Source organism: Limisphaera sp. VF-2 (assembly GCF_049537125.1).
Lineage (GTDB): Bacteria > Verrucomicrobiota > Verrucomicrobiia > Limisphaerales > Limisphaeraceae > Limisphaera.
Window position 1 is genome coordinate 505,809 of record NZ_JBMVQY010000003.1, and the last position, 25,180, is coordinate 530,988.

At 65.0% G+C, this 25,180-nt stretch carries 16 protein-coding genes; 14 read left to right on the forward strand and 2 right to left on the reverse strand.

From position 1 onward, the window contains the following. The first annotated feature begins 331 nt into the window (after positions 1-331). The 4 genes from rpoD to ACPDIT_RS11975 all read left to right on the forward strand — a co-directional run bounded on the left by rpoD (position 332) and on the right by ACPDIT_RS11975 (position 7,076). Positions 332-2,299, forward strand: coding sequence for an RNA polymerase sigma factor RpoD (gene rpoD / locus ACPDIT_RS11960; protein WP_423443765.1), 1,968 nt, complete (start codon positions 332-334; stop codon positions 2,297-2,299). An 81-nt stretch (positions 2,300-2,380) separates the two neighbouring features. Next, positions 2,381-3,061 carry a metal-dependent hydrolase gene (locus tag ACPDIT_RS11965; RefSeq protein ID WP_423443767.1) on the forward strand — a complete coding sequence of 227 codons (681 nt, stop codon included), beginning with the start codon at positions 2,381-2,383 and terminating at the stop codon, positions 3,059-3,061. Positions 3,062-4,624: 1,563 nt separating this feature from the next. After that, entirely contained in the window at positions 4,625-5,695 is a 1,071-nt protein-coding gene (locus tag ACPDIT_RS11970; RefSeq protein ID WP_423443769.1) for an RHS repeat domain-containing protein, read from the forward strand. Between the two features lie 844 nt (positions 5,696-6,539). After that, positions 6,540-7,076, forward strand: coding sequence for a hypothetical protein (locus ACPDIT_RS11975; protein WP_423443771.1), 537 nt, complete (start codon positions 6,540-6,542; stop codon positions 7,074-7,076). A gap of 1,486 nt (positions 7,077-8,562) precedes the next feature. Here the strand turns inward: ACPDIT_RS11975 and ACPDIT_RS11980 are convergent. Next, a complete protein-coding gene (locus ACPDIT_RS11980; RefSeq protein WP_423443772.1) occupies positions 8,563-8,781 on the reverse strand; it encodes a hypothetical protein in 219 nt (72 codons plus the stop codon). Positions 8,782-9,615: 834 nt separating this feature from the next. Here ACPDIT_RS11980 and kdsA point away from each other — a divergent pair. From kdsA to ACPDIT_RS12025, 9 genes are all read left to right on the forward strand, one after another. Then, positions 9,616-10,431 carry a 3-deoxy-8-phosphooctulonate synthase gene (gene kdsA, locus ACPDIT_RS11985; RefSeq protein WP_423443774.1) on the forward strand — a complete coding sequence of 272 codons (816 nt, stop codon included), beginning with the start codon at positions 9,616-9,618 and terminating at the stop codon, positions 10,429-10,431. A 352-nt stretch (positions 10,432-10,783) separates the two neighbouring features. Next, positions 10,784-12,643, forward strand: a complete 1,860-nt coding sequence (locus ACPDIT_RS11990) for an LptA/OstA family protein (protein ID WP_423443775.1) — start codon at positions 10,784-10,786, stop codon at positions 12,641-12,643. Between the two features lie 71 nt (positions 12,644-12,714). Continuing rightward, complete coding sequence (gene lptB / locus ACPDIT_RS11995) at positions 12,715-13,479, forward strand: LPS export ABC transporter ATP-binding protein (RefSeq protein ID WP_423443832.1); 765 nt, start codon at positions 12,715-12,717, stop codon at positions 13,477-13,479. Positions 13,480-13,542: 63 nt separating this feature from the next. Beyond that, a complete protein-coding gene (hprK, locus tag ACPDIT_RS12000) occupies positions 13,543-14,499 on the forward strand; it encodes an HPr(Ser) kinase/phosphatase (protein ID WP_423443777.1) in 957 nt (318 codons plus the stop codon). Positions 14,500-14,635: 136 nt separating this feature from the next. Then, positions 14,636-15,844: a hypothetical protein gene (locus ACPDIT_RS12005; protein ID WP_423443779.1), complete on the forward strand. Its 1,209-nt coding sequence runs from the start codon at positions 14,636-14,638 to the stop codon at positions 15,842-15,844. Further along, positions 15,841-16,794 carry a DUF72 domain-containing protein gene (locus tag ACPDIT_RS12010; RefSeq protein WP_423443781.1) on the forward strand — a complete coding sequence of 318 codons (954 nt, stop codon included), beginning with the start codon at positions 15,841-15,843 and terminating at the stop codon, positions 16,792-16,794. Before ACPDIT_RS12005 ends, ACPDIT_RS12010 begins: the two co-directional genes overlap by 4 nt. A 287-nt stretch (positions 16,795-17,081) precedes the next feature. Continuing rightward, positions 17,082-18,479 (forward strand): DUF4912 domain-containing protein, encoded by a 1,398-nt coding sequence (locus ACPDIT_RS12015; RefSeq protein WP_423443783.1) that lies wholly within the window; start codon positions 17,082-17,084, stop codon positions 18,477-18,479. 39 nt (positions 18,480-18,518) lie between these two features. Beyond that, on the forward strand, positions 18,519-18,749 hold the full coding sequence (locus ACPDIT_RS12020) for a hypothetical protein (RefSeq protein ID WP_423443785.1): 231 nt from the start codon (positions 18,519-18,521) through the stop codon (positions 18,747-18,749). A gap of 82 nt (positions 18,750-18,831) precedes the next feature. After that, positions 18,832-20,400 (forward strand): glycoside hydrolase family 57 protein, encoded by a 1,569-nt coding sequence (locus ACPDIT_RS12025; protein ID WP_423443787.1) that lies wholly within the window; start codon positions 18,832-18,834, stop codon positions 20,398-20,400. 160 nt (positions 20,401-20,560) lie between these two features. Here ACPDIT_RS12025 and ACPDIT_RS12030 read toward each other — a convergent pair whose 3' ends face one another. After that, entirely contained in the window at positions 20,561-21,718 is a 1,158-nt protein-coding gene (locus ACPDIT_RS12030) for a haloacid dehalogenase-like hydrolase (RefSeq protein WP_423443789.1), read from the reverse strand. A 659-nt stretch (positions 21,719-22,377) separates the two neighbouring features. On the opposite strand from ACPDIT_RS12030, the gene ACPDIT_RS12035 reads away from it, so the two are divergent. Further along, complete coding sequence (locus ACPDIT_RS12035; protein ID WP_423443791.1) at positions 22,378-25,152, forward strand: PAS domain S-box protein; 2,775 nt, start codon at positions 22,378-22,380, stop codon at positions 25,150-25,152. Positions 25,153-25,180: the final 28 nt, after the last annotated feature.

Consider the following 25,180-nt stretch of genomic DNA (forward strand, 5'->3'; position numbering starts at 1 on the left):
ACGGCTCGCGCGCGGCGGGTCTGCGCGCCGTTTGGCAAATTTCACATTGCAAGAACGCCCCGGCGTCTGCTATATTGTGTGCCGCCCGCGGGGGCGAGAAAGGGTCCCCGAGGGGGAAAATCCCAGCCCACGATTGCAGAGGAGCGCCCGGATGGGTGATCGGCGCGGTTCTCGGAGTTCTGCACTTTCCGGCGCGGAACGAGGTTCGATGCGACGGACAGACCGAGAGCTTTTGTATTTTTGCCTGCGCTCCGGGCTGGGCAGGGGAACCGGGCCGGACCACCAACCCCGGGCGGCTGAAGAGCCGTCAAGTGGGAACGTCTGATCAGATATGGCGAGTAAAAAAGCGGTAGCGAAAAAGAAAACTGAAACCGTGCGGCGCGGAAAGACGGCCAGGTCCAAAAAGGCCGAGCCGTCCAAGAAGGCTGCCGAGAGCAACGCTCCGGCAGCCCCCACCAAGGTGCGTCGCCGCTTTGTTTTGGGCAGTCTGAAGCGCAGGGAAAGGACCGAAACCTCCACCGCTCCCGCATCGAGGGCCCCTCGCCCGGCGGGCGATTCCGGCGTCACGCCGCCCTCCGGTTCCGGTACCCCCGCCCCTGCATCCGGCACCGCACCGGCCACGGGAGCCGCGGCCGGCTCCAACCCTCCGGCCGGAGAGGTGGTCCGTCGGCAGGCGGCCGACCTGAACGAGGCCATCAAGATCCTTGTCCATCTCGCCCACGAGAACGGGCACATCACCTACGATGACATCAACGACATCCTGCCGGACGGCCTGACCCCGGACGAATTGGACGAGCTCTACACCAAGCTCCGGGCGATGGACATCGAGATCGTGGAAAATCCGGAGGTGGATCTGGGGCGGCCGGTGGACGGCGAGGAAGACGAGGAGGATCGGCTCGATGCGCTCGACGATCCCGTGCGCATGTACATGAACCAGATGGGCAAGGTGCCCCTGCTGACCCGGGAACAGGAAATCGAGATCTGCAAGCGCATCGAGGAGGCCGAACTGGAGATGAAACGGATCATCTACAGCTTCGGCTTTGCCGCCAAGGAACACATCGCCATCGCCGAAAAGCTCCTCAGCGAGCCGCCCAAGGAACGCTTCGACCGCGTGGTGGTGGACAAGAAGGTCGCCAACCGCGAAGGCCACCTGCGGGATCTGCGCAAACTGGTGAAAACCGTGCAGGCCCTGGACCAGCAGGTGGACGCGCAATACGCCCTGGTCCAAAAGGCCGCCACCCCCGCCGAACGCGCCGCCGCGCAAGCGGCCTTTGAAAAACTCGACAAAAAGCTCCAGTCCTACTTCCCGAAGTTCTACTACAAGCAAAAGGTGCTGGAGGAGATGGTCGTGGTGGCCGGCAACATCCACGAAAAGTTCCAGCAAAGCGTCCGGGCCATCGAGCAATTGGAAAAGCAGCCCCCCTCGCCCGAACGCGATGCGGCCCTGCAGGCCGAGCGGGACAAGATTGCCGCGCTGGAACTGTTCGTGCGCATGCCCCGCGAGGAGTTCTACAAGGCCTTCGACGCCCTCAAGGCGGCCGCCGACCGCGCGCATCAGGCCAAGACCCACATGGCCGAGGCCAACCTCCGCCTGGTGGTCTCCGTGGCCAAGAAGTACACCAACCGCGGCCAGTCGTTCCTGGACCTCATCCAGGAGGGCAACATCGGCCTCATGAAGGGCGTGGAAAAGTTCGAGTACCGGCGGGGCTACAAGTTCTCCACCTACGCCATTTGGTGGATCCGGCAGGCCATCACCCGCAGCATCGCGGATCAGGCCCGCACCATTCGCATCCCGGTCCACATGATCGAGACCATGAACAAACTGTGGCGGGTGCAAAAACAACTGACCCAGGAACTGGGCCGGGAACCCACTCCGGAGGAGATCGCCGACGAAATGCACCTGCCGGTCAGCCGGGTGAACTCGCTCCTCAAGATGGCCCAGCAACCCATCTCGCTGCACGCGCCGGTCGGCGACGACGGCGACGTGAGCGTGGGCGATTTCATCGAGGACAAAACGGCCGAGAATCCGCTGGAGGTCACCAGTTACAGCCTCTTGCGGGAGAAACTGTCGGAAGTGCTGGCCACACTGACCGAACGCGAGCGGAAGATTTTGGAAATGCGGTTCGGCCTGGTGGACGGGTACGAGCGGACGTTGGAAGAAATCGGCAAGATGTACAACGTGACGCGCGAGCGGATCCGCCAGATCGAAGCCAAGGCCCTGCGCAAGCTGCGGCATCCGACGCGCCTGCGGCATTTGCAGGGCTTCCTCGAAGGAGCCGAGGAAGAGGCGGCTGCCTGAACCCGCGCCCGTGCCGGCTGCAGACCGGCCGGAGCACCGCTTCGCCCGGGCCGACCGCGCCCAACCAGGGAGACGACGGCCATGAAAGTCACGTATTACGGTCACTCCTGTTTCGCCGTGGAAACCGGCGGGCGCACGCTGTTGTTCGATCCCTTCATCACGCCCAACGAGTTGGCCAGGAGCATCGACCTCAACCGTGTGCCGGCCGATTACATTTTGATTTCACACGGCCACTTCGATCACATTGCGGATGCGGTGGCGCTGGCCACCCGAACCGGAGCCACGGTGATATCGAACTATGAAATCACCGTCTGGCTGGGTCGCCAGGGCGTCCAGCGGACCCACCCGCTGAACCACGGGGGCTCGGCCCGCTTCGATTTTGGCCGCGTCAAGTACACCCCGGCTGTTCACTCCAGCAGCCTGCCCGATGGCAGTTACGGAGGGAACCCCGGCGGCTTTCTTGTCGAAACGCCGCACGGCGCCTTCTACTACGCCGGGGACACCGCCCTTACCTACGACCTGAAACTCATCGGCGAGAGCACACGCCTGCGCTTTGCCGCTCTGCCCATTGGCGACACCTTCACCATGGGCGTGGACGACGCCATCAAAGCCGCCGAGTTCCTCCGCTGCGACGAAATCCTGGGCGTCCATTACAACACTTTCCCGCCGATCCGCATCGACACAGCCGACGCCGTGCGCCGGTTCAAAGCCGCCCACAAGAACCTCTACCTGCTGCTGCCCGGCGAAAGCCACAACTTCTGAAACCGCCACGGATAGGCCTCGCAAGCGGGCCCGGAATGCGGGCTCCGGATGGGTAGCGCGCCGGCGCGAAAGCGGCAAAACGCAAGGACGGGACCGCCCGTGGGAGCGCCAGGGGCAATCGACCGGCTCCGCAGGCCGCTGGCGCGATGGGTCCGTGCTGGTTCCGAAAGGAGCGGATCCTTGGCTGGAGCCTTTCAGGTCAACGGGGTGCGACGTGAGCGCATGCTCCAGGAACGGCAAGGACTCAGCTTGATTGGATCGTAAACGGCAGGGGCCTGCACAACACCCCGTCCGGGGACGCACTTCCGATTTCAGGACACCCCGAAAACTCGGCAGAGCTTCTCGGGCCTTCTCGGCACGAAACTGCCCACGGAAAAGACCCTTGATCGGCATTCTTGAGCCCGGGGCTTGGACGCAGAAACACGACCTCCAATGTCCACGGATCGCACCGGCTGACCCACGCGTCGAAGGCGCACCCTGTCCGCCCGCCCGGGCCACGCCCCGGGAGTCCTGTCCCCCGGTACTGAACGCGTCCCGGAGCAGCGCGACCCGATAACGCCCAGCGCGTTGGCCGGGGAAGCTACACCCAGTGTCGCTCCTTCGGGGTCAGGTGAATCCTCGTTGCCTGCCCACCCGCGGCGTTGTCCCGGCCTGGTGAATCGAAGCGATGTTGCGACACACGATCGGACGCCCGAAGGCGGTAAAACCCTTCCGGGCTTTAACGTGCTCATGAACACCTTGATGAAACAGTCCTTTTCACCGAGGAATCAGCATTCCGAATCCACAGGTTACGCGGGGGCTTTGAGGAAATGTTGCCTCTTTCGACCTCTTTTAAAGCCCACAGAGGACACGGATTGCGCAGAAAATGGATGAGGAGTCGGACCCGGCGCGTGCCGGTGCCGGGATGCTTTTCGGGAAGAATGGCGGATTGGGTGGCTATCGTGTAACCCGGGGGCGCGACCGTTTTTGTGGCTTGTGCGTGGTCTGTGGGCTTGAAGAATTCAGCGCCCTCCGCGCTTTCCAACGGGGCCTCAGCCCGAACTCGGCGGTGCCCGGATTGGCCTCTTTCAGCTGGAGAGCGGCTCGTGCTGCGGCTTTGCCGGAGTACAAACCGAGTACCCGGTGGAGGGCAGGCCCGAGCGGCGAGGGGTCCGTGGTGGCGACGAACCTCGGGCTGGTGCGGGGCAGTCCGGAGCGGAAGCAGTCGGAGCTGCCCTCCGACTTTGTGGCGCAAAGCCCAAGGCTTTTGGTTTGGGGGGCATTCCACCGTTTGTGCCCCGGATTCCAGAATCCGAGCAAAATGGCGGTTTCGTTTCGTTTTCCCTTGTCGGGGACGGTCCAGCATCGTTCACGGCTTCCGGAGTCGTTGAAAACCCGAACTGCGCCACCTCGACCGCCAGGCTGACTCAACCTTGTGCGGGACCGGCGGTGGAGGTAGCGTCGGGACGTGGAGAACCGTCGGGTGCCGGGGATGAGCTACAGGGCGGGCGATCGGCCAGTTGGCGTCGGGTCGACGGGGCATACGATGCGCTGGACCGGCGCATCCGGCAGACCGGCAACGTGATGAGCAACGGGATCTGGGTGTTGACGGAGGACCTGAAATTCGCGAGCGATCCGGGGTGGTTCGGCCGGCCCGTCGCAGTGTTGAACGCGACGAACAACGCACTGGTGCGCAGCTGTGTTCGGGGCGTCGATCTCACCGGCACGGAAGCTGGCGCTGGCGGGGTGGGTGGTCTGCTCTGGGTGGGGGTGAACAGTGGTCCGGCCTCGGGCACGCATTTTGTGGCGTACGACGGCTATGGGAACGTATGCCAGTTGCTCTCTGCTTTCACCGGCACGGAGACGGCGCCCTACAAATACGGTCCCTTCGGCGAACCTCTCCGCACCACCGGCCCTGCCGCGCCCTTCAACCCCTTCCACTTCAGCATAAAGCAAACCGACACTGCAACGGGGCTGGCGCTGTGTGAATACCGGACTTACAGCACGGGCTCAAGGAGGTGGTTGAGCCGGGATCCAGAGGAAGAGGGCGTTGCTTGGAACTCGCACGGCTTCCTCCGGATTGCAACGCTCAGTGACTACGACCCATTAGGATTAACCAGTTGCGCGATTCATTGTTGCTGCGGCGCCACGGCGTCTATCCCGCATGAAGGTGGATGGTGTGGCGCTTTGAAGCGATTGAAAGACAGGTACCCTGGCAGGTTAGCGTCAAAGGAAGTATTCGGGCCCGCGTCGCCGCATACCCAAAATGTCGCCGAATCCGAAGTCGCCGCCAGGCTGAGAAGAACGTTCTTGGGCAAGAACAGAGGCAAGCCATGTCCTGACCGGCGGCCTCTTACGGGCGCGGGTCCTGTTGGTCGCCTGAAGGAGTTTTTCTGTGAGCGTGGCAACGGAAGCGCCCGCTTTGTTGGCGGGGCCGATGGTGATGTCTACATCATGGGCTACGGATGCTCGGGTGCGGTCGGAAACATTGGGCTGGAGTATCGCAACCGGAACCCCACATCCCCAGAAGCTCCATTATACCAGTCCATTCGCGAATCTTGCGATCCAACGGCGCCCGGCCTCCAGTGCTCGAACCATATGAATGAGGAGTTCTGGTGCGAAATGCACGAGTGCATTTTCTGCTTTGGACCATGAGATGTGTTGTCGTCGCATGCGTTGCGCTGATGCTTTGGGTGCCTGGTTGCGGATCCAACAGGATTCCGATTGCAGGTTCGTACTATCTTGAGAAATTCCCTGAAAACGGCCTGTTTTACCTGCGGAAGCGCGGTGATGACTCAGTAGGCGGAGTATTTGATGGCCATGTACTGCAGATTGGGGCAAATGAATGCGTGGTGGTCGCATATGTGAGGCGCCTTTACCGTGGGGATCCCGATGGCTGGTACGTGCTGCAGGTCCCAAGGGCTAAAGTATTCGGGCCGTTGAGCGCATCCGAGCTCCAAACTATTTGCAGGGCACATGACATAACCTGTGAGCCGGTGGAGAGGTTTTACAAGGAAAAGAAATCGTTGAGGTGAACGTCATGTCCGTCGGATTCGCGTGTGCTGCTCGCGAAGGCCAGAGGGCTCCGGCGACCAGCCGCTGGCTGGGTGCCGGCGTCAGCGCGGAGGGGGGCCGGAGTGCCGTGCGATCCTGAGTAGTAGTGTGCCCTTTGTGGGAGGAATATGGTGACCGCAGGCCGGAGCGCTGCGCGATCCAATGAACCGAAAGGCGGTGAGGAAGCACGGGACCCAGCAGGGTTGGTAACAAGCGGGACGCCTCCAGTTGAAGCTCGGCCGCGCTCCTGAGTTGGGGGACCACAAGTAGGCGATTCGCGTGGCCGCCGGACCTGGCAGGGCATGGGTGGGGTGGCGAACGCCGGGGTCGTGCGGGAGGGTGCGGAGCGTGTGCAGTCGGAGGTGCGGGAGGACTTTGTGGCGCAGAGTCCGGACACGCTGATTTGATCTCTGGCGGGGGATGGCAACGTTGTGCGGAACGGGCGGTGGATGTACTGTCGGGACGCGGCAAACCGTCGGGTGCCGGGGATGAGCTACAGGGCGGGCGATCGGCCAGTTGGCGTCGGGTGGACGGGGCATACGATGCACTGGGCCGGGGCATCCGGCAGACCGGCAATGTGATGAGCAACGGGATCTGGGTATTGACGGAGGACCTAAAATTCGCCAGCGATCCGGGGTGGTTCGGCCGGCGCGTCGCAGTGTTGAACGCGACGAACAACGCACTGGTGCGCAGCTGTGTTCAGGGCGTCGATCTCACCGGCACGGAAGCTGGCGCCGGCGGGGTGGGTGGTCTGCTCTGGGTGGGGCTGAACAGTGGTCCGGCCCCGGGCACGCATTTTGTGGCGTACGACGGCTATGGGAACGTATGCCGGTTGCTCTCTGCTTTCACCGGCACGGAGACGGCGCCCTGCACATACGGTCCCTTCGGCGAACCTCTCCGCACCACCGGCCCTGCCGCTCCCTTCAACCCCTGCCGTCTTGGCACCAAACGGAACGACACGGCCACTGGGTTGGTTCTGTAGGCATATCGTCCCTACAGCCCACGATTGGGGAGATGGCCAGCCAGAGATCCGATGGGGGATAAAGCCTTCTTCACGCATGACGTCGCGCGGAAGCCCCTGCAGGAGGTGTTGATCCTCAGCCAGCAAAGATTGTGGACGGAATACGGAATCCTCCGCAATGCCCCCCAACGGTGCAATTGACAAAGATGATTTGGCTTGCCGACCTGACACCTGTGACGATCGGAAGCTGACGTTACTGACAGTCACATCAGTTGGGGCCCCGTGAGCGGCACTCGGTGCCAACGAAGACTTGGAGGCTTTACGCGAAAGATGTTGCAGGGACGACTACGCCAGCAACCATATGTTTGTTCGTGTTCGAATTGGGGTGGGGTGAAAATCCGCATTCACGGTTAGCGGTGGTGGGGTTTGGTTTGCAACGCAGTGTGTCCCGTGAAAGGCGCATACCGGATTCGGTCGCATAACCTCCGCAGGCATCGGTATCTGGGGGACTCTCGGAACAGTCTGGGCGCATACGCCTCACACCTGCCAGAATGTGAGCGGCCTGGGCACGGGCATGACGCTTCGATTGGGACGCCTGTTGGCTACTGGAATCCGCAACCTGCGCTCTCCATGCCGTAGCCAGGTGTCCTCAGGTGGCTTATGACATGCGAACGCGCGCAGTTGAATCGACGTCGTGACGTGTTTGTGATGACTGATATCTTGTTGATTCTCCTTTGTGGTACGACCCTAACCGTGCTTTCCGTGTGCCAAGGATGAGAGAGGACTCCACACGCCGGCTTTGGGAAACCGGGACCGCCAAGGTGGCGGTCCTCTCGATCGTCGCCGTGCTTACCTGTTTCCTGCCGGCGGCGTGGGTATTCGTAGGGAACGGCTCAGAATCCAGACGTTGGAGGCGGCTACTACCGTTCTGTATCTTCCGAAGTTGTGGCGGGCTGGGGCGGGCCAGGCTGGTGTCGTTGCTGGCCTTTGGCACATTGGTGGGACTGTGTGGGGAGTTCTGCATCCCTATTCCGCCCATGTGACCTCAATCCGAAGCGGCTGCCGCGCCATGAAGTGTGAAGGAACGTTGCGCCGCTCAGGCCGGGCGATGCGGGTTGGCCACTGGCGCTTGCCGTACGGCCCGGGATGCTCCGTCTTCGCCGCGGAGTGCGGGACGTCCAGGGCCAGAGCTTGGGCCGCATCCTGCCCTGGCAACCGCCGGCTCTGCCCGCTCCTTGGGTAAGAGACTCCAGCCGGGAGAGGTGGCAGGCTTTCGGGAGCAGCGCCATTTGTGGCACGGGCGGTGTCTGCGGACAATAAAGTCGGGTGCTTAGCGCTCTGGAGGCCCGTGGCCTTCGACGGATTCTGGCCCTGTGCACGGCCCTGACGGCTGGCGGCTGGCAGGGCTTTGCCGCCGCCGCGGCTGCGCCCCGCGGCCTCGGGGCATGCTGCTATGCGCTCCTCAAACTCAAGCATACCATCTGCAGCAGATGGCAGGCTGCCAGCCCTAAGCAATCCGCGCCAGCGTCCGGTCCCAACCCGGGTGGCGAATCCGGCGCAAGCCATTGACCGTCTGAATTCCTCCAAAGTCCTCTACGCGCTTCCGAATGCCCTGACGGAGCCGGTCGCCCGGCCGGTTCGTCGTGCGCCCGTCCAACCCCGGCACCTGCAAGCTCTGCTTCCAGGCCGCGTGCACCGCAATGCGCCGCGGCGGACTTTCAAGCACAGAATCCGTCCGGGGCGGGGCGTTGTCCGGCGCCACTGTCTTGACCCCACGGCGGCACGCAAGGCTGCACGGGTCTGCCGCTGCCGTAGGGCCCCCCCGGCTCCGGTTCGGTTAATGAGGTCATGGATCACGAAGTCGGCGCACGGGCTGTTGCGGCTCTCCATCCGCATGGGAGCGCCGAAGCACAGTGTGGCCTCTTGGCTTTTGGCGTTCCGAGAAAGCACGGTCTCTGGATCGGTCCGGCTCGGATGCGTGCCGTTGCGGCGCGGTTCCCCGCGAAAATGGATCGTCGAATCGCCCGGGTCTTCGTCCCCGGCAGCTTGCAACTCCGCGCGGTCCGCGCCGTCTTTGCACACGAAGCTCTCAAGGCGGGCCGGGAATGGGAGGAGCACCCCGTCGGCAGGGGAGGGTTCGTCGCGGTCCAGCCCTCCTGACGCGACAGACCCGAGCAAAGACCTGGTTGGCCACCTCGGCCGAGAGCACTCGGTCGTCGTTCTTGGCAAAGACGCTGGGGTCGAAACTCCTTTCGCTGAATTCGCGGTCCCGGAACCAGAATTGCTGGATGGGCTGCTCGAGGATCGTCGTCCCTGCAGTCTTGACGCACGCCGGGGTTCCGATGTGCCAGATGCGGTGTCCGGCGCACTTCAGTTTCTCGGACATTCCCGGAAGCCCGGCGAAATTTCGAGCGTCTTGGGCACGCGAGGGCCGAGGGGAAAGAACCTCTTCTCGGGATTTTCGAATCCGGGGCTCAAAGACTGAAATGTGTCCCACCCCGGTGGGGCGTTCGGCTTGTGTTTACAGGGGGCGTCGGGCCTGCTACAACGCCAAGCCATCATGACGCAGACGCAATTGTGGAAGAGTTTGTCGAACCGGCGCCGATTGTTCCTCATCGCCGGTCCGTGTGTGATCGAGAGTGAAGAGCTTTGTCTGGAGGTCGCCCGCACGTTGCGGCGGACCTGCCGGCAGCTCGGCATCCCCTACGTGTTCAAGGCGAGTTTCGACAAGGCCAACCGGACGAGCGCGGATTCGTTTCGGGGGCCCGGTCTCAAAGCCGGGCTGGCCATCCTGGATCGGGTGCGCCGGCACGTGGACGTGCCCGTGCTGACGGATGTTCACAACGAACTGCAAGTGGGTGCGGCGGCCGAGGTGGTGGACATCCTCCAGATTCCGGCATTTCTATGTCGGCAGACCGACCTGGTCCAAACCGCGGCGGCCAGCGGGCGCATTGTGAACCTGAAAAAGGGGCAGTTTTTGTCCCCGATGGAGATGGAACAGGTGGTGGCCAAGGCCCGCAAAGCCGGCGGGGAACGGCTCTTGTTGACAGAACGCGGCAGTTGTTTCGGTTATCAAAACCTGGTGGCGGACATGCGCAGCATTCCAATCCTGCAGCGGCTGGGGTTGCCCGTGGTGTTCGATGCCACGCACTCGGTGCAACTGCCCGGGGCCGGTGGTGTGGCCTCTGGCGGCCAGCGGGAGTTTGCTCCGGTACTGGCGCGCGCGGCGGTCGCGGCCGGTGCGGACGGGTTGTTCGTGGAAACGCATCCGGATCCCGATCGCGCCCTGAGCGACGGGCCCAACATGATTCCACTGGCGGAGATGCCCCGGCTGTTGCGGCAGTGGACGGCCCTGTTCGAGGCGGTCCGCTCCTGATCTCCGGGCCCGGCTTTCGCCAGGGACGGGTTGAGAGATCCGTCATGCAACCCTCCGGTAGATCTTGCTGGAAGCCCGGGCATCCAAGTTGGAAGCTGGGGAGGTGACCCTGCGCCGGGCGGCGTCGGGCCGGAGGCAGCCCGGCCATGCAGGCATGGAGAGGTTCGATTTGAACGTGCCGAGGTGCGAACGTCGGGCCGTGGCCGGGGCGGATGATATGCCGGTGGCACCGGCGGGTGGCTCATCGCGTCGCAAGTCCGCCACGGCAGCCGCGCCGTGGGGCCGACACCGCCGAGGCGCTGTTCCGTGCGCAGGGGCCTGGAAAGGGGCTGCCAGTCATCTTTTGGATTCCATGAAGCTTTGGCATCCAGCCCACGGGAGAAGGCTGACCCGGGCGGCCTGTGCGGGGTTGTTGAGCCTGTGGGCGTGCGGGCTCGCCCCGGCTGCCGAACCGCTGGTGCTTCCCGGCGTGGTGCTGAAGGATTTCGTTTGGCCGGACTACTACCCGCCACCCCGGGAGAAACAGCTTCGATTTCGTTTGCAGGCTGCCGAAGCCACGCCGGGGGAGGGTGCCTGGGTCCAGGTGCGCCAGGTGACCCTGGAGCGTTTCAGTCCGCAGGGACAAAGCGAGCTGAGGGTCCGGGCCGAGGGCTGCCGGTTCCATACCGGCACCCAGGAAGCGCAATCGGCGGGTCCGTTGGAACTGGAACTGCAATCGGGTCGTTTGCGACTCGAGGGGGTGGGTTTCCTGTGGCGGCAGAGCAACACGTGGTTGGTGGTGTCCAACCGGGTCAAGACGGGGTTGCGGGGCGGCTGGCTGCCGCGACCGGGCACGGCGGCCGCTGCGACGGGCGGGGGCGAGACGGCGGCACTGGAACAGGTTCAAATCGGAGCGGACCAGTTTTTTTATGACGGTCAGCGCGGCCAGGCGGAGTTCCGGGGGCGGGTGCGGGTCGCCGGATCCAATCTGGTGTTGCGATGCGAGCGATTGTATTTCGACGTGGCCGGTGGGCCGGAGGGCCAGATTCGCCAGGTGCGGGCCCAAGGGTCTGTAGAGTTGGAGGCGGAGGGGTGGAAAGCGCGCGCGGCAAGCGCCACGCTGCACCCGGTTCAGCAGCAGGTCCATCTGGAAGGCGGCGCGCAATGGGAGCGAGAGGACGGCACGGGTGCGGCCGATGAAATGGAGGTGACGCTCGGCGCGAATGTTCTGGAAGCGCGGGGCAATGCCCGGCTGACGCTCGCGCGTGCGGCCGGGGGCGTTCTTCCCCGACCCGCGCTTCTCAGCACGGGCGCGGCTACCAGTCCGACCCGGCTGGAGGTTCAGTGTGCGCGCTATCGATTGACGCCCGAGGGCGCGCATTTTGAAGGGGCCGTGGTGGTTCAGGAGATGCGGCCGCAGGGGGCGCCGGCCCGGCTTGAATGCGCGGAACTGGAGGTGACCGCGTCGGCGGAAGGTCAGTTGGCCGCCATGGATGCTCGGGGTGCGGTGAACTTCCAAGACGGCCCGCTGCGTTTGACCGGACGGCGTGTCACGTACGAGGCTGCGCGAGGTTGGGTGGAAGTGACCGGGCCGGCCACCTGGCAGGATGGCCCGCGCTCAGGCTCGGGGGACCGCTTGTGGATGGATGCGACCCGCCAGACCTTTGGCGTCGAGGGTCGAGCCCGGGTGCTCTGGCCCCGACCGGCCACCGGGGCATTGTTGGGTCTGGCGGGACCTCCGCCGGGCCGGGCCGGGGAAGACGGTGCGGTTCCGCTCCGATCCGAATCCACGGATGAGGCCTCCGTGGTGCACGTGCAATGTGCCGCTTACGCATGGTCGCCGGAGCGGCTGCAATTCACTGGCGGGGTTCTGGTGGAAGACCCCCAGGTGACGCTCACGTGTGGGCGTTTGACGGTGGAACGGCTCCAAGAAGAGGGGAGCGGCCCGGACCTTACTGCCGAGGAACAGGTGGTCATCACCCTGCACAGCCCGGGCCAACCGCGCGTGACGGCCACTTGTGAGCAGGCCGTTTACTTGGCGCAGACGGAACAGTTGCGGCTGACGGGCCAGCCGGTGATCGAACGGGAGGACGGCAGCCGGTTTACCGCCGAGGCGATCGAGTACCACCGTTTGACGGGAGTCATCTCCACTGTCGGCACCGTGCGGGCGCGGGTCGAGTCGGCCGACGGCCCCTTGACCAACGCGTTGCCGGGGGTTCCCTGGCCGCGGTGAGTGCACTGGCGTCGCGGAGCCCGGCCTGCTAGTGTGGCGCTGCCGTGAGCCAAACGCAGAGCCTGCCCCAATTGCAGAAGGCGGAGTCCACCCCCGCGGCGCTGGGAAGCGCACCGGAGCTGTTGGCGACCGATCGATTGGTGAAGGTGTATCGTCGGCGTCAGGTGGTGGCCGGCGTGTCCCTCCGGGTGGCCGCCGGCGAAATCGTCGGCCTGCTCGGCCCCAACGGGGCGGGCAAAACCACCACCTTCAACATGGTGGTGGGGTTGATACGACCCGACCGCGGTCGGGTGTTTTTTTGCGGACGGGACATTACGCGGCTGCCGATGCATCGGCGGGCGCGGGCGGGCATCGGTTATCTGACCCAGGAGCCGTCCGTGTTCCGCAAGCTGACGGTGGAACAGAACATTCTGGCGATCTTGGAAATCTGCGGTCTGAGTCGGGCCGAACGCCGGCTGCGCCTTCAATATTTGTTGGAGGAGCTGGATCTGACGCGCCTGGCGAAACAGCGGGCCTACCAGCTCAGCGGCGGCGAGAAACGGCGCCTCGAAATCACCCGCGCGCTGGTGACCAGTCCCAGGTTGTTGTTGTTGGACGAGCCCTTCAGCGGCATCGATCCCATTGCCGTCTATGAGGTCCAAAAAATCCTGCGTCGCCTCCGGGAGCAGGGTTTGGGGATTCTGATCACCGACCACAACGTGCGGGAGACCTTGAAGCTGGTGGATCGGGCCTATCTGATCCACCGTGGAGAGGTGGTTTACGAGGGCGTGGGGGTCCAGATGCTGGAGGATCCGCGGGCTCGTGAGATTTACCTCGGCCCGGAGTTTAACCTGTGAGACAAGGCGGGGCTTGACCCGGTGGAGGGTCGGGCCGCCTCTGGTCATCCAGGGTGCCGCTGTATGGCTGCTGCAAAAACCGAACCTGTCACGGTGGAACGGTTTTACACCGAGTTTTCCGGGGAGCTGGGGCTGCGCCTGGTGGCCGGCGCGGCCGGACTGAAACGAGCCATCCTGGAGCCCACCATCAACCGACCCGGGCTGGTCCTGACCGGGTTCACGCGGTACTTCGCGTGGAAACGGGTGCAGGTCATCGGGAATGCCGAATCGTTTTATTTGCGGTCGTTGGACCCGGCCGAACGGGCGCGGCGATACGAGCTGCTGTTGAGCAAGCCCATTCCGTGCGTGGTCTACAGTCGCAATTTGCGGCCGGATGCACGGTTCCTGGCGATGGCGGAGGAGCGGGACGTGCCGGTGTTCCAGTGTCCGTTGATCACCATGCAGTTCATCAACCGCGCCACGCTGGCGCTGGAGGGTCTGTTTGCGCCCCGCTGCACGGAAATGGGCAGCATGGTGGACATTCTGGGGGTCGGGGTGCTCATTCGCGGCGAAAGCGGCATCGGCAAGAGCGAAAGCGTGCTGGCCCTGATCGAGCGCGGTTACAGTTTGGTCTCCGATGACGCCACCCGCTTTACGCTGGTGGACGGACATCACGTCGTTGGGACCAGTCCGGAGCTCACGCGCGGGTACATGGAGGTGCGCGGGATCGGGATCATCGATGTGGCGGCCATGTTCGGCGTGCGCAGTGTCCGGCACAGCAAGGAGCTCGACCTGGTGGTGACTCTCAAGCCGTGGGAGGAGGTTTCGAACGTGGATCGACTGGGGATGGAACAGGAGTTTGTGGAGATACTGGGGCAGCGGATTCCCCACATCACCTTGCCGGTGCGGCCCGGGCGTGATTTGGCGCGGCTTATCGAGGTGGCCGCGTTCCATATCAAGTTGATTCAGGCGGGGCACAACCCGGCCAAGGAAATGAACGATCGTTTGCTGCGCCAGATGGCGCCCAAACAGCGGTTGTAGGGTCATGCGCTCCGGACCGCATGAAGTTCTCCTGCTGTGAGGGAAGGGGAGCGCGGTTGCCCGGACTCGACGCGGCCGTTGTGCGACCGAGTTTGTTGACAAACGGGACGGTTCGGGGATTGCAAATGGGGTAACGATGAACGGGGAGCCGTGGTTCCAGTTGCGGAGCGAACCGGTCGAAGGCGGGATGCGGTTCATTCTGCCGCCGCGGCCGGGTGGACCTTACCGCACGGCGGGAGCCGTCTTCATCCTTGCGGGTGTCGCCTTTGCCTTCGTGACGTTGGCGGTTTTGGGCGGCCTGCTGGCTCCGTCGGGCTCGCGGGCGTTCTCGCCGGCGGCGAAACTCGGGTTGTTGGTCAGCTTGCTGCCGGAATGTGCCCTCGTGGTCCTGGGCGGGGTATGGCGGTGGGGGCATGTGGAGGTGGAATGTCGGGAGGGCCGACTTCGTGCGTGGGACGTTTGGGGTGGTTTCCGGTGGTCCCGGGGTCTGCCGTCTTCTTCGGTCATGGGTTTGGAGGTGCGCGCCCTGCCTTCGGGGTGGACTCGCGGAGGGGCCGATCCGGCGAGGACGGTGTTCTCTCTGCATGCGCTGTACGCCCGGGGGCCGGCCAGGGCCGTCGCGGCGGGCTATCCGAAAGAGTGGATGGCAACCCTGGCGCGGGAGCTGGGCCCGTGGCTGGGCCTGCCCGCGGGTCCGGCGCCCATTTGGATCGAGGGGGACGTGTCGGCAACCGAGACCGCAGATGCCCTGCTTCTGGCTGGAGGCCCGCCTTCTCAATGGGTGCACGTGCAGGAGGAAGGCGGGTTATTGCGTCTGAGGGCGGGGCCCCTGGGCTTGCGTGGAGGTCCGGCGGTGTTTTTGGCCTTCGGCCTCATCTGGCTCCTCTTCGTCGCCTTTATCGCCACCATGTTTCTGTTGGATCGCGGGCGCAAAGGCTGGAATCGGTCGGATTACGGAGCGGTGGCGGTATTGCTCGGTTTTGCGGGTGTCGGCGCCGGGTTCATTGTGGCCAGTATCCACATGGCCCTTCGTCAGGTGATCTTCGAAGTGGACAACCTCGGCTTGCGTATAGAGAGCACCGGCCTGTGGCGGGCGCGACCCCGGCAGTGGCGTCGGGACGAACTGCTGGCGGTGGGGGTGGGCGACAGTCAGGTTGAGGTCAACAACCGCAAGCTGCCGGAGCTGCAGTTCCACTTGCGCACCGGCACCCGGCGGGGCGTCTTGGTCGGGTTCAATGAAGCGGACTTGCGCTGGATCGCGGCGCGGCTGCGGCAGAAGCTGCAGTTGCCCGCGCGGCCGGTGGAGCCCGGTGCAGCGGCCGAAGGCCCCACCACGAGCACATGACCTTTGACCGGGATCGCGTGCGTGAGCAGCTGGGGTCTCTGGCCGGCGCGGGGATCTACATCGGCACTTCCTCCTGGAAATATCCCGGGTGGCTGGACCAGGTCTATTGCCGGGACCGCTACATCTGGCGGGGGCGGTTTGCCGAGAGCCGGTTTCAGCGCTACTGCCTGGCGGAATATGCCGAGGTGTTTCCGACGGTGTGCGTGGACGCGGCCTATTACACCTTTCCCAGCGCAGCGTCGCTCCGGGCCATGGCCGCGCAGGTGCCACCACGATTCCGGTTCGCCTTCAAGGTGACCGACACCATCACGGTCAAACGTTTTCCCAACCTGGACCGGTTTGGTATGCGGGCCGGGCAGTCGAACCCGGACTTTCTGAATGCGACGCTGTTTCAGGAGGCGTTTCTGGGGCCGTTGGCGGCGATTCGTGACCAGGTGGGTCTGGTGATTTTCGAGTTCTCCCGGTTCTCGTCGGCCGATTTTGCGCGGGGGCGCGATTTTGTGGAGGCGTTGGACCGGTTTTTCTCCGCGCTGCCGCGGGACTGGCCGTTCGGTGTGGAGATCCGCAATCGCAGTTTCCTGGAGCCGGAGTATTTCGAGGTTCTCACCCGTCACGGCGTCGCGCCCGTGTTCAACAGTTGGGAAGCGATGCCTCCGGTGAGCGAGCAAATCGCCCGGGCCGGACCGGCCGCGCTTGCCGGTGCGGTGGGCGTGCGATTGTTGTTGCGGCCGGGCCGGCGGTACGAAGACGCGGTGAAACGTTTTGCTCCCTATGACCGTTTACAGGATCCGCAACCGGAGACCCGCACGGCCGTGGTGCGGTTGATTCAACAGGCGCGGCAGACCGGGCGTCCGCGGCCGTTGTGGCTTTACGTGAACAACCGATTCGAGGGCAATGCCCCCGGCACCATCGCGGCCATTTTGGAACAACTGGGGCGCGATCCTGCCTGAGGGGGATTTTAAGCTCGGCACCGCCGCGAAACCCGCCCACGGACGCGGCAAGGAGCGCATTTCCGTATTGGAGCCCGGACTGCAAGGGGCCTGAGAAACGCGGTTTTCTTTCGGCTTTCCCCGGCCGAGGAGGCCTGAAACTCCCCCGGGCGTCCCGGGAGAGGCCAAAACCCAGAAAAGCACCGCGCGGCCATGTCGCTCCGGGAATGCCGTTGCGGAGAGCCTCTTTTCTGGCTTAGAGTCGCATCGACAGCACCGGAGGCGGATCCGCGCGTTGAAGACGGGGCATGAAACCGAAAAAGAAAGCAACCAAACGGGTGGCCGGGAAAGCGTCGGCTTCTGCGGCCGAGCGGAAGCAGGAAGCCGTTCCCGCCAAGAAGGCGAAAGCGTCTCGTGGAGTTGCTTCTGCGGAGGCGACTCCCCCGGAGGCCACGGCCAAACCGAAGCGGGTACGAGCGGCGGTGAAAGCGGCGCGCAAGCGGGTTGCCCGAAAGGCCGCCGGATTGGAACAGGCTCCGCCGTCCGAGGCGACGGCTGCGACCGGGGCGCCGGTCATTCCGCCGATCCTGCTGGAGGGCGATCGTCCTTCGGTTCCCGTGCCCAGCGGGCCGGGTCAGCGCTACGCGCTGGGGCCGCAACCACCGGCCGAAGCCGCGGGCCCGGAGGAGGCCGAGCTGCCGGAGGCGTATGGCACCAAGCAGATCTTCCTGACCGCTTGTGACCCGCACTGGCTGTACGTGTACTGGGACTTCACGCGGGCCCAGTTGCGCTACTACAACCAACGGGCCCGGGAGGGCCATTTGACCTTGCGGATTCATCTCGGAACCATGGGAACCGCGCCGCACATCGAAATCCCCGTCCACCCGGAATCTCGGCATTGGTTTGCCCGCGTGGAGCGGGGCGGCGCGCGGTACATTGCCGAACTGGGCTACTACCGCAAACAGGATCGCGCGTGGATGACCCTGGGATGCAGCCAGCCCACGTTGACGCCTCCGGAGGTCTTCGAGGCGACCGGGCCCGTACAGTTCATGAGCGTTCCGCCGGAGGTGCCGTTGTCGCAGTTGCAGCGCGTGGTGGAGACGTTGGCGGCCCGGGAGCCGGCGGTGGCTGCCGCGCTGGCGGAGGCCCGGCGGGAAGGCCAACCCGAATTGCCGGTTGCTCTGGGTGCGCCGGCCCCGGCCTGGTCGGCGCAGCAGGAGGAGGCCATTCGTCCGTGGGTGCGGCTGGATGCCTTGCGCCGCGTTTGGGTGGGGTCCCTGGAGGTGACAGAGCTGGTTCGACGGGCCCTGGAAAGCTGGCCCACCTCGCCCGGGCCGGGCGCCTTCGGCCCGGAACAGCAACCACGAGCCGTGTCCAGTCCGTTGGGCGGGCCGGGGGGTGCGGTCGCGCCGCGGGGCTTTTGGTTCAACATCCATGCCGAGCTGATCATCTATGGGGCCACGGAACCGGACGCCAAAGTGACCTTGCACGGCCAGCCGGTGACTTTGCGGCCGGACGGCTCGTTTAGTTGTCGGTTTGTGTTGCCGGACGGGCACTTCGAATTGGAGGCCGTCGCTGTGAATGCGGAGGGGTCCGAGTCGCGCCGGGCGGTCCTGCGATTTCACCGGCACACGACTTATCAAGGGAGCGTCACCCAGGCCCCGGCGGATCCGAACCTCACCCCCCCGCCGCGGGCCGGCTCGTGATCGGGCCGTGTCCGCGGGCCTTGCGCCTTCTTGCGGTCCGTGAATCCGTACGCACGAGCCCTGGCCCTGGTGTTGCGTCTTGTGGCGCTCGGAATCATCGCGCTGGCCGGGCTGCGACTTTTGTTGGAATATGCCCGCCAACGAATGGGCCACGGGGAGGGAGGTTTCAAGGGCTGGCTGCTGGCCGCAGGGGGAATCCTGCTCGGGCTCGTCCTGCTGTTTGGCAGCGGCCGCTGGGCCCGTCGTTGGACCCGACACTGGGATGAGTAAGCAACATCTGCAGCGCGCGGCGCCCCGGGGCGTCGCGGAAGGAAACCGGTCCGGGACCGGTGCACGCCCTTTTTGAGGTTCCATGCAAGGGTATCTGGCCATCGTACTGCACGCACACCTGCCGTTTGTGCGGCACCCGGAACACGAAAAGTTCCTGGAGGAGACCTGGCTGTTCGAAGCCACCACGGAATGCTACCTGCCGCTGTTGCAGCTGCTCGAGAATTGGCGTCAGGAGAACCTGCCGGTCCGGCTGACCCTTTCCCTGTCGCCCACCCTGGTGAGCATGTGGCAGGATTCCCTGTTGCAGACGCGTTACAGCCGGCATCTGGAGGGGTTGATCGAACTGGCGGAAAAGGAACTTCAGCGGACGTGGTGGGACCGCGAGCTGCATGAACTGGCGCGCTTTTATCACCAGCGCTTCCTGGGGCTGCGGGAGCTCTACCAGGGGGTCCAACGGGATCTGGTGCGGGCTTTCGCCCAGTACCAGGAGACCGGCCAGCTGGAAATCATCACCTGCGCGGCCACGCACGCGGTATTGCCGTTGCTCCAGCACCCGCCGTCCGTTCGGGCGCAGGTGCTGATCGCCCGCGACCATCACCAGCGCGTCTTCGGGCGCAGTGCCCGGGGGTTTTGGCTGCCGGAGTGCGCTTACGGCGAGGGCGTGGACGCCGCCCTGTTGGAGGGTGACTTCCGGTGGTTCATCGTGGACACGCACGGGCTGCTGGGGGCCCAGCCTGCCCCGCGATACGGGGTGTTCGCCCCGATCTACACACCGGACGGCATTGCCGTGTTCGGCCGCGATCCCGACGCGTCCCGACAGGTCTGGAGCAAGGAGGAGGGCTATCCCGGAGATCCGGTGTACCGGGACTTCTATCGCGACATCGGGTTCGATCTGGACCTGGACTACGTCCGACCCTACCTGCCATCGCCCGATCAGCGCGGCTTTACCGGCATCAAGTATTACAGCATCACCGGGGCCGGCTCGGACAAACGCCGGTACGACCGCGCCCTGGCCGTGCGTCGGGCCGGCGAGCATGCCGCTCATTTCCTGCAGGCCCGCCTCGAACAGGTGCGCCGCCTCGAAGGCCTGACTCAGCACCCGCCCGTTCTGGTGGCCCCGTACGATGCGGAGCTCTTCGGACACTGGTGGTACGAGGGACCGGAATTCCTCGATGCGCTGGTGCGACAGCTGGCACAGCAACGCACGCTGAGCATGATCACGCCCTGGGATTACCTCAGCCGGTACACCACCCACCAGGTGGCCACCCCCATGCCTTCGAGTTGGGGCGAAGCCGGGTACTGGCAGGTCTGGGTGAACGAGACCAATGCATGGATTCTACCGCACCTGCGCGTGGCCCAGGAACGAATGTCCCAACTGGTGCGTCGGCACGGCCGGAGCCGCGGCCTGACCCGCCGCGCTCTCCAGCAGGCCGCGCGCGAACTGTTACTGGCGCAGGCCAGCGACTGGCCGTTCATCCTGCGCACCGGGACCAGCCCCGGCTACGCGCGCCAGCGCATCAGGGATCATCTCCTGCGGTTTCACGCCCTGTACGACCAGCTCACGCACGCGCGCGTGGACGAGTTGTGGCTGACCCAACTGGAACAGCGCGACAACCTGTTCCCGCATGTGGATCCCGGTTACTGGGCCTGAGAATTCGCAGCCGGCGATGTGAGGCACGTTGCCTCACTTGCCACGGGCCATGCTCGGGTGCGCGGTTTTCAAACCCGCCGCTGCGCAGGGGCCCTGTGGCCAAAGTGCTCGCCCCGGCCGGTCGGTTCCAAGAGGTCCCCGCCTTCTGCTGCGAGCCGGATCATTCGCCAGCCCCGCGCGTGGGTGTGCTTTTCCGACGCCAGGGAGCTTCAAGGGCCCAACCCAGGGCCAGGCAGAGAACCAGTTCCCCTGCCGCCACTGTCCCCGTGATCGGGGTTCCTGTTGCAGCGTGCCCCGCCCCCAGCCGCAGCCATAAAAACACCGCCCGGACCCAGGGCCGCCACCCTGCCCCCGGTCGGGGGCGCCACGCCCACGCCCACGCAAGGCCAAGATACAGGCCCGCCAGGGCGACGACCCCGAGACCTCCCATGGCGGCCCCCAGAAGTCCGACGGCGGCCAGGGTCGGCACCAGTGCAGCCGCCCACGACAATGGCAAGCGCCCGGAGGCCACCGCTTGGGATTTGTGGACGGGATCGGCTCGATCCGCATCCAGGTCCATCAGATCGTCCCACAAATAGCCGGCCGCTGCGCACATGTTGAATCCGAGTGCCGTCATCAGCGCGTTTCCCCAGCCGGCCGTGACAGCGTGGTCCGAGCCGACCAGTAGCGGTGCGAACACCAGAAGACTCTTCCACCAGGCCCGGGGCCGAATCGCGCGCACCAGGGCCGCCCCCCGCCGCGGCGGGCAGGCGAACGTGCCGCCGGGCTCCGCCACGGAAAACGCGCGGCGGATCAACCACCCAGGGGCGTTCACCACCAGCGCACGCCGGGCGTGCCGCCACACGGCCACGTCGGCCAGCGAGTTCCCGGCATAATCGAATCCGCGTTCGCCGAAGCGTTGCACGAGGTAGGCGCCCTTGGCCCTGCTGCGCAGGTTGACGTGACCGTCGCTGGCCAGCACGCCGGCAAAGAGTCCCAGGCGTTCGGCCACCGGCTGCGCCGCCTGTCGATCTGAAGCGGTCACCAGATAGAGAGTCCGGCCGTTTGCGTGCTCGCGGCGCAAGTGCTCCACAAACTCCGTCACCAGGGGCAGGGCGGCCACCGGAACTTTCACTCGCCGCGCCACTTCCGCCTTGAGACGCGCGCGTCCGCGACTCCACCAGAGGGCGGTGCGCAGGAGATGGAAGGGATGCTGGCGCCAGAAGCGCACCAAGCCCTCCCACAACAGGTCCGACCGGATGACCGTGCCATCCAGATCCACACACAGCGGCACGGGATCCGGCTCGCGGACGCCGGGCGCTTGACCGTCCGGTTTCACGTGGCCGCGACGGTAGCGGGCCGGGCCGGGGATTGACAAGGCAAGGGGAACCCGCCGTGGCAGAGAACCCCGGGGCTCCAGTCAAGAGGGCCGGCCCCGGGCCTTATGGGAGGCCCGTTCACCGATGTGCACTCGGACTCCTGCATGGTGGAGAAACCTGCGACACGGCTTCCACGGGAGAACACACGCCCGTTGTGCGGTTGCAGGTGGGGTTCCGCCCTGCCTGCCCGGCGTGGAGGCTGAATGGCAAGGCCACTTGCTTGTCCTGCCGGTTGCCCCCTTGAAGCGCGAGGTCGGAAGCATCGGCCCCGTGCGGAAACAGGCTCCCGGGCCCGGCGGGAGGTTCAAACAGTGCCCGGCGGGCGAACCGCGCCTGCGCAAGGGGTCGATTCGGGCGGGATGCTTTTTCCAGGAAAAGCGCTTTGTATGACCTGCCAGTGGGCCCACAGACGCCCTGCCTTTTTGCGATGCGAGCGGCCTGCTCCGCCGGGCGATCCGCGGGAGTCAGACCGCCAATGATTTCCGCACCGAACCGTCTTGTCCATGGGTTGGGTTGGCAGGCTTGACCGGCTGGCGTCGGCTCCCGTAGCCTCGCGAGGATTGGCCTGCTTCAGACACGCGGCGCCACGAGGGCGGTCCTCGACCGGAGGAGCAATGGGATGAACACGGGGAATGTCTTGCTGTCTTCGGAGGATCAGGAGCTGGTCACCTACATGGCCGAGCATCCGGATCCGATGTGGGTTTACGATGTCCAGACCTGTCGATTTCTCGAGGTCAATCCGGCCGCCGTGCGGCACTACGGGTACAGCCGCGACGAATTCCTGCAGATGTCCCTTTTCGACATTCGGCCCGAGGAAGATTGGCCCGGGCTGGCGGAGGATCTGCGCAAACCCCGACCCCGATTTCAGTTCTCTGGCGGCTGGCGGCACCGCCTCAAGAACGGGGAGATTCACGAAGTGGAGATTCGGTCGCAACTGCTCCGGTTCCAGGGGCGACCGGCTGCCTGGGTGGAAGTGCGCGACCTGACCGTGGAGCGCCGCAATCAGCGGCGCAAGGAGATACTGGAGCGGATGCTCCGATTTACCACCGCCATCAATCAGGCCCTGGTCGAAACCAGGAACGCAGAGGCGTGGCTGGAGCAAGCCATCAAGGGAGTGCGGGAAGCGGGTGGTTTTGCCTGGGCGGTGGCGGCGATGACACGACCCGGTGGCGAGCCGGCGGGCAAGGTGTATGCCGCAGGACTGGGTTTGCGGGAGTCCCACCGGAAACATCTCGAAGAGGGACCGTGGCCTGCTTGTTTTCAACGGGCGCTGGTGTCACCCGAAGTTCACGTGACCAAAGCGGGCGAGCTCTGCGAGACCTGCTCTTTGCGGGACATTTGTCCGCGGTTTGATACGTGGCATGTGCGACTGGAATGGCGCCAGGCGGTCCGGGGGGTCCTGATGGTTGCCCTGCCGACGGGCCAGGTGGAACTCGATGCGGAGGTGCAAGCGATCTTTCTCGAGCTGGCTTCCGACCTGGCCCGGGGCATGGTGTTGCTGGAGCAAGAGGCCGAACGTGAGCTGCTCGCCGACGCGTTGGAGGAAAGCGAGGCGCGGTTTCGGGGGATTTTCGACAATGCCGCCGTGGCGCTGTACCGATCCACGCCCGAAGGCCGCATCGTCCTGGCCAATCCGGCGCTGTTGCGGCTCCTGGGCTACGAACGCCCCGAAGAGCTGGCGGCCGTGGACCTCAACGAGCAAGGGTATGCACCGGGCTATTCACGCCGGGCCTTCCTGGAATGCATCGAGCGAGACGGCCGAGTGTATGCCTTCGAGACGGCGTGGCGGCGTCGGGATGGCTCGCCCGTGCACGTCCTCGAAAGCGCCGTGGCCGTACGAGACGCCGAAGGCCGCACGCTCTACTACGACGGTTCCGCGGTGGACATCACCCCTTTGAAGAAGGCCGAGGCTCGCGCCGAATGGCTGGCGAGTTTTCCCGAACTCAATCCCAATCCGGTGCTCGCCTTCGACCGCTCCGCCCGGCTCACCTACGCGAATCCCGCGGCTTCCCGCCTGGCTCAGAGTCTTGGGGTGCCCGGCATCGAGAACCTGTTCCCGGCCGACCTGCCGCAAATCGTCGCCGAATGCCTGGCCGAAAACAAACCTCGCTTGCGGTTGGAGACCCGGCACGGCCGCCGCATCTTGTCCTGGTCTTTTTATCCCATTGCTTCCCACGAGCTGGTGCATTGCTACGTGGGAGAAGTCACCCAACAGATCGAACTGGAAGATCAATTGCGTCAGGCGCAAAAGCTGGAGGCCCTGGGGCGGTTGGCCGGTGGCGTTGCCCATGATTTCAACAACATTCTCACCGTGATCATGATGAATGTCGCATTGCTGCAGGAGGAGGACGGCCTTCCAGCCGAGGTCCAAGAAGCCGTGCATCAGATCGCCCAAGCGGCCGAACGCGCCTCCAATTTGACCCGGCAGTTGCTGGCCTTTAGCCGCCGGCAAAAACCGCAACTTCGTTTCCTGGACCTGAACGACGTCGTGAGCGGCCTCGGGAAGATGCTGCAGCGCATCATTGGGGAGGACATCACCCTGCAGTTGCGCCTGCAACCCGGCGGCGCGCCGCTGCGGGCGGATCCGGGCATGCTGGAACAGGTGCTGATGAATCTGGCGGTCAACGCCCGCGATGCCATGCCCAAGGGCGGGCTGCTGGAGATCGTGGTCCAGACCGTTGCGCTCGGGACCTCGGACCTGACCGGCAATCCCGACCGGCGGGAGGGAGAGTTTGTGCGTCTTACCGTGCGCGATACCGGCTGTGGCATCCCCGCTCATCTGTTGCCCAAGATCTTCGAGCCGTTCTTCACGACCAAGGAAGTGGGCAAAGGGACGGGCCTGGGCCTGGCCACGGTTCACGGCATCGTGCAACAGCATGAGGGTTGGATCGAGGTGGAATCCCAAGAGGGGATGGGCACTGCCTTTCTCATCTACCTTCCCCGCGCGCACGCGACTGCAAACCCGAACGCCGGAGCTGTTTCTTCGGCCCCGGTGCCGGGAGGGCACGAGACCATTCTGCTGGTCGAGGACGAAGACAAGGTACGCGCGATGGCCCGGACCGTCCTGCAGGCGCGTGGTTACACGGTCTTGGAGGCCACGGATGCCCGGGCAGCCCTGGTCTTGTGGGAGAGTCTCGGGAACAAGGTGGATCTGGTTCTCTCGGACATGATCATGCCCGGCGGCCTCACCGGGGCCGAACTGGTGGAGCGGCTGCGTCGGGAGCGTCCCGGTCTGAAGGCACTGCTGATGAGTGGATACCCCGGCGAAGTGGCCACCTACGAGAAGCATTTGCGCCCCGGGGACCGCATCCTGCCCAAGCCGTTCGGTCCGATGACGTTGGCCCGGGCGGTTCGAGACTGTCTGGACGGGCGCGCGGCCGATCCGACACATTGAACTATCCCCGTCCACCGGCCCTAGGTGT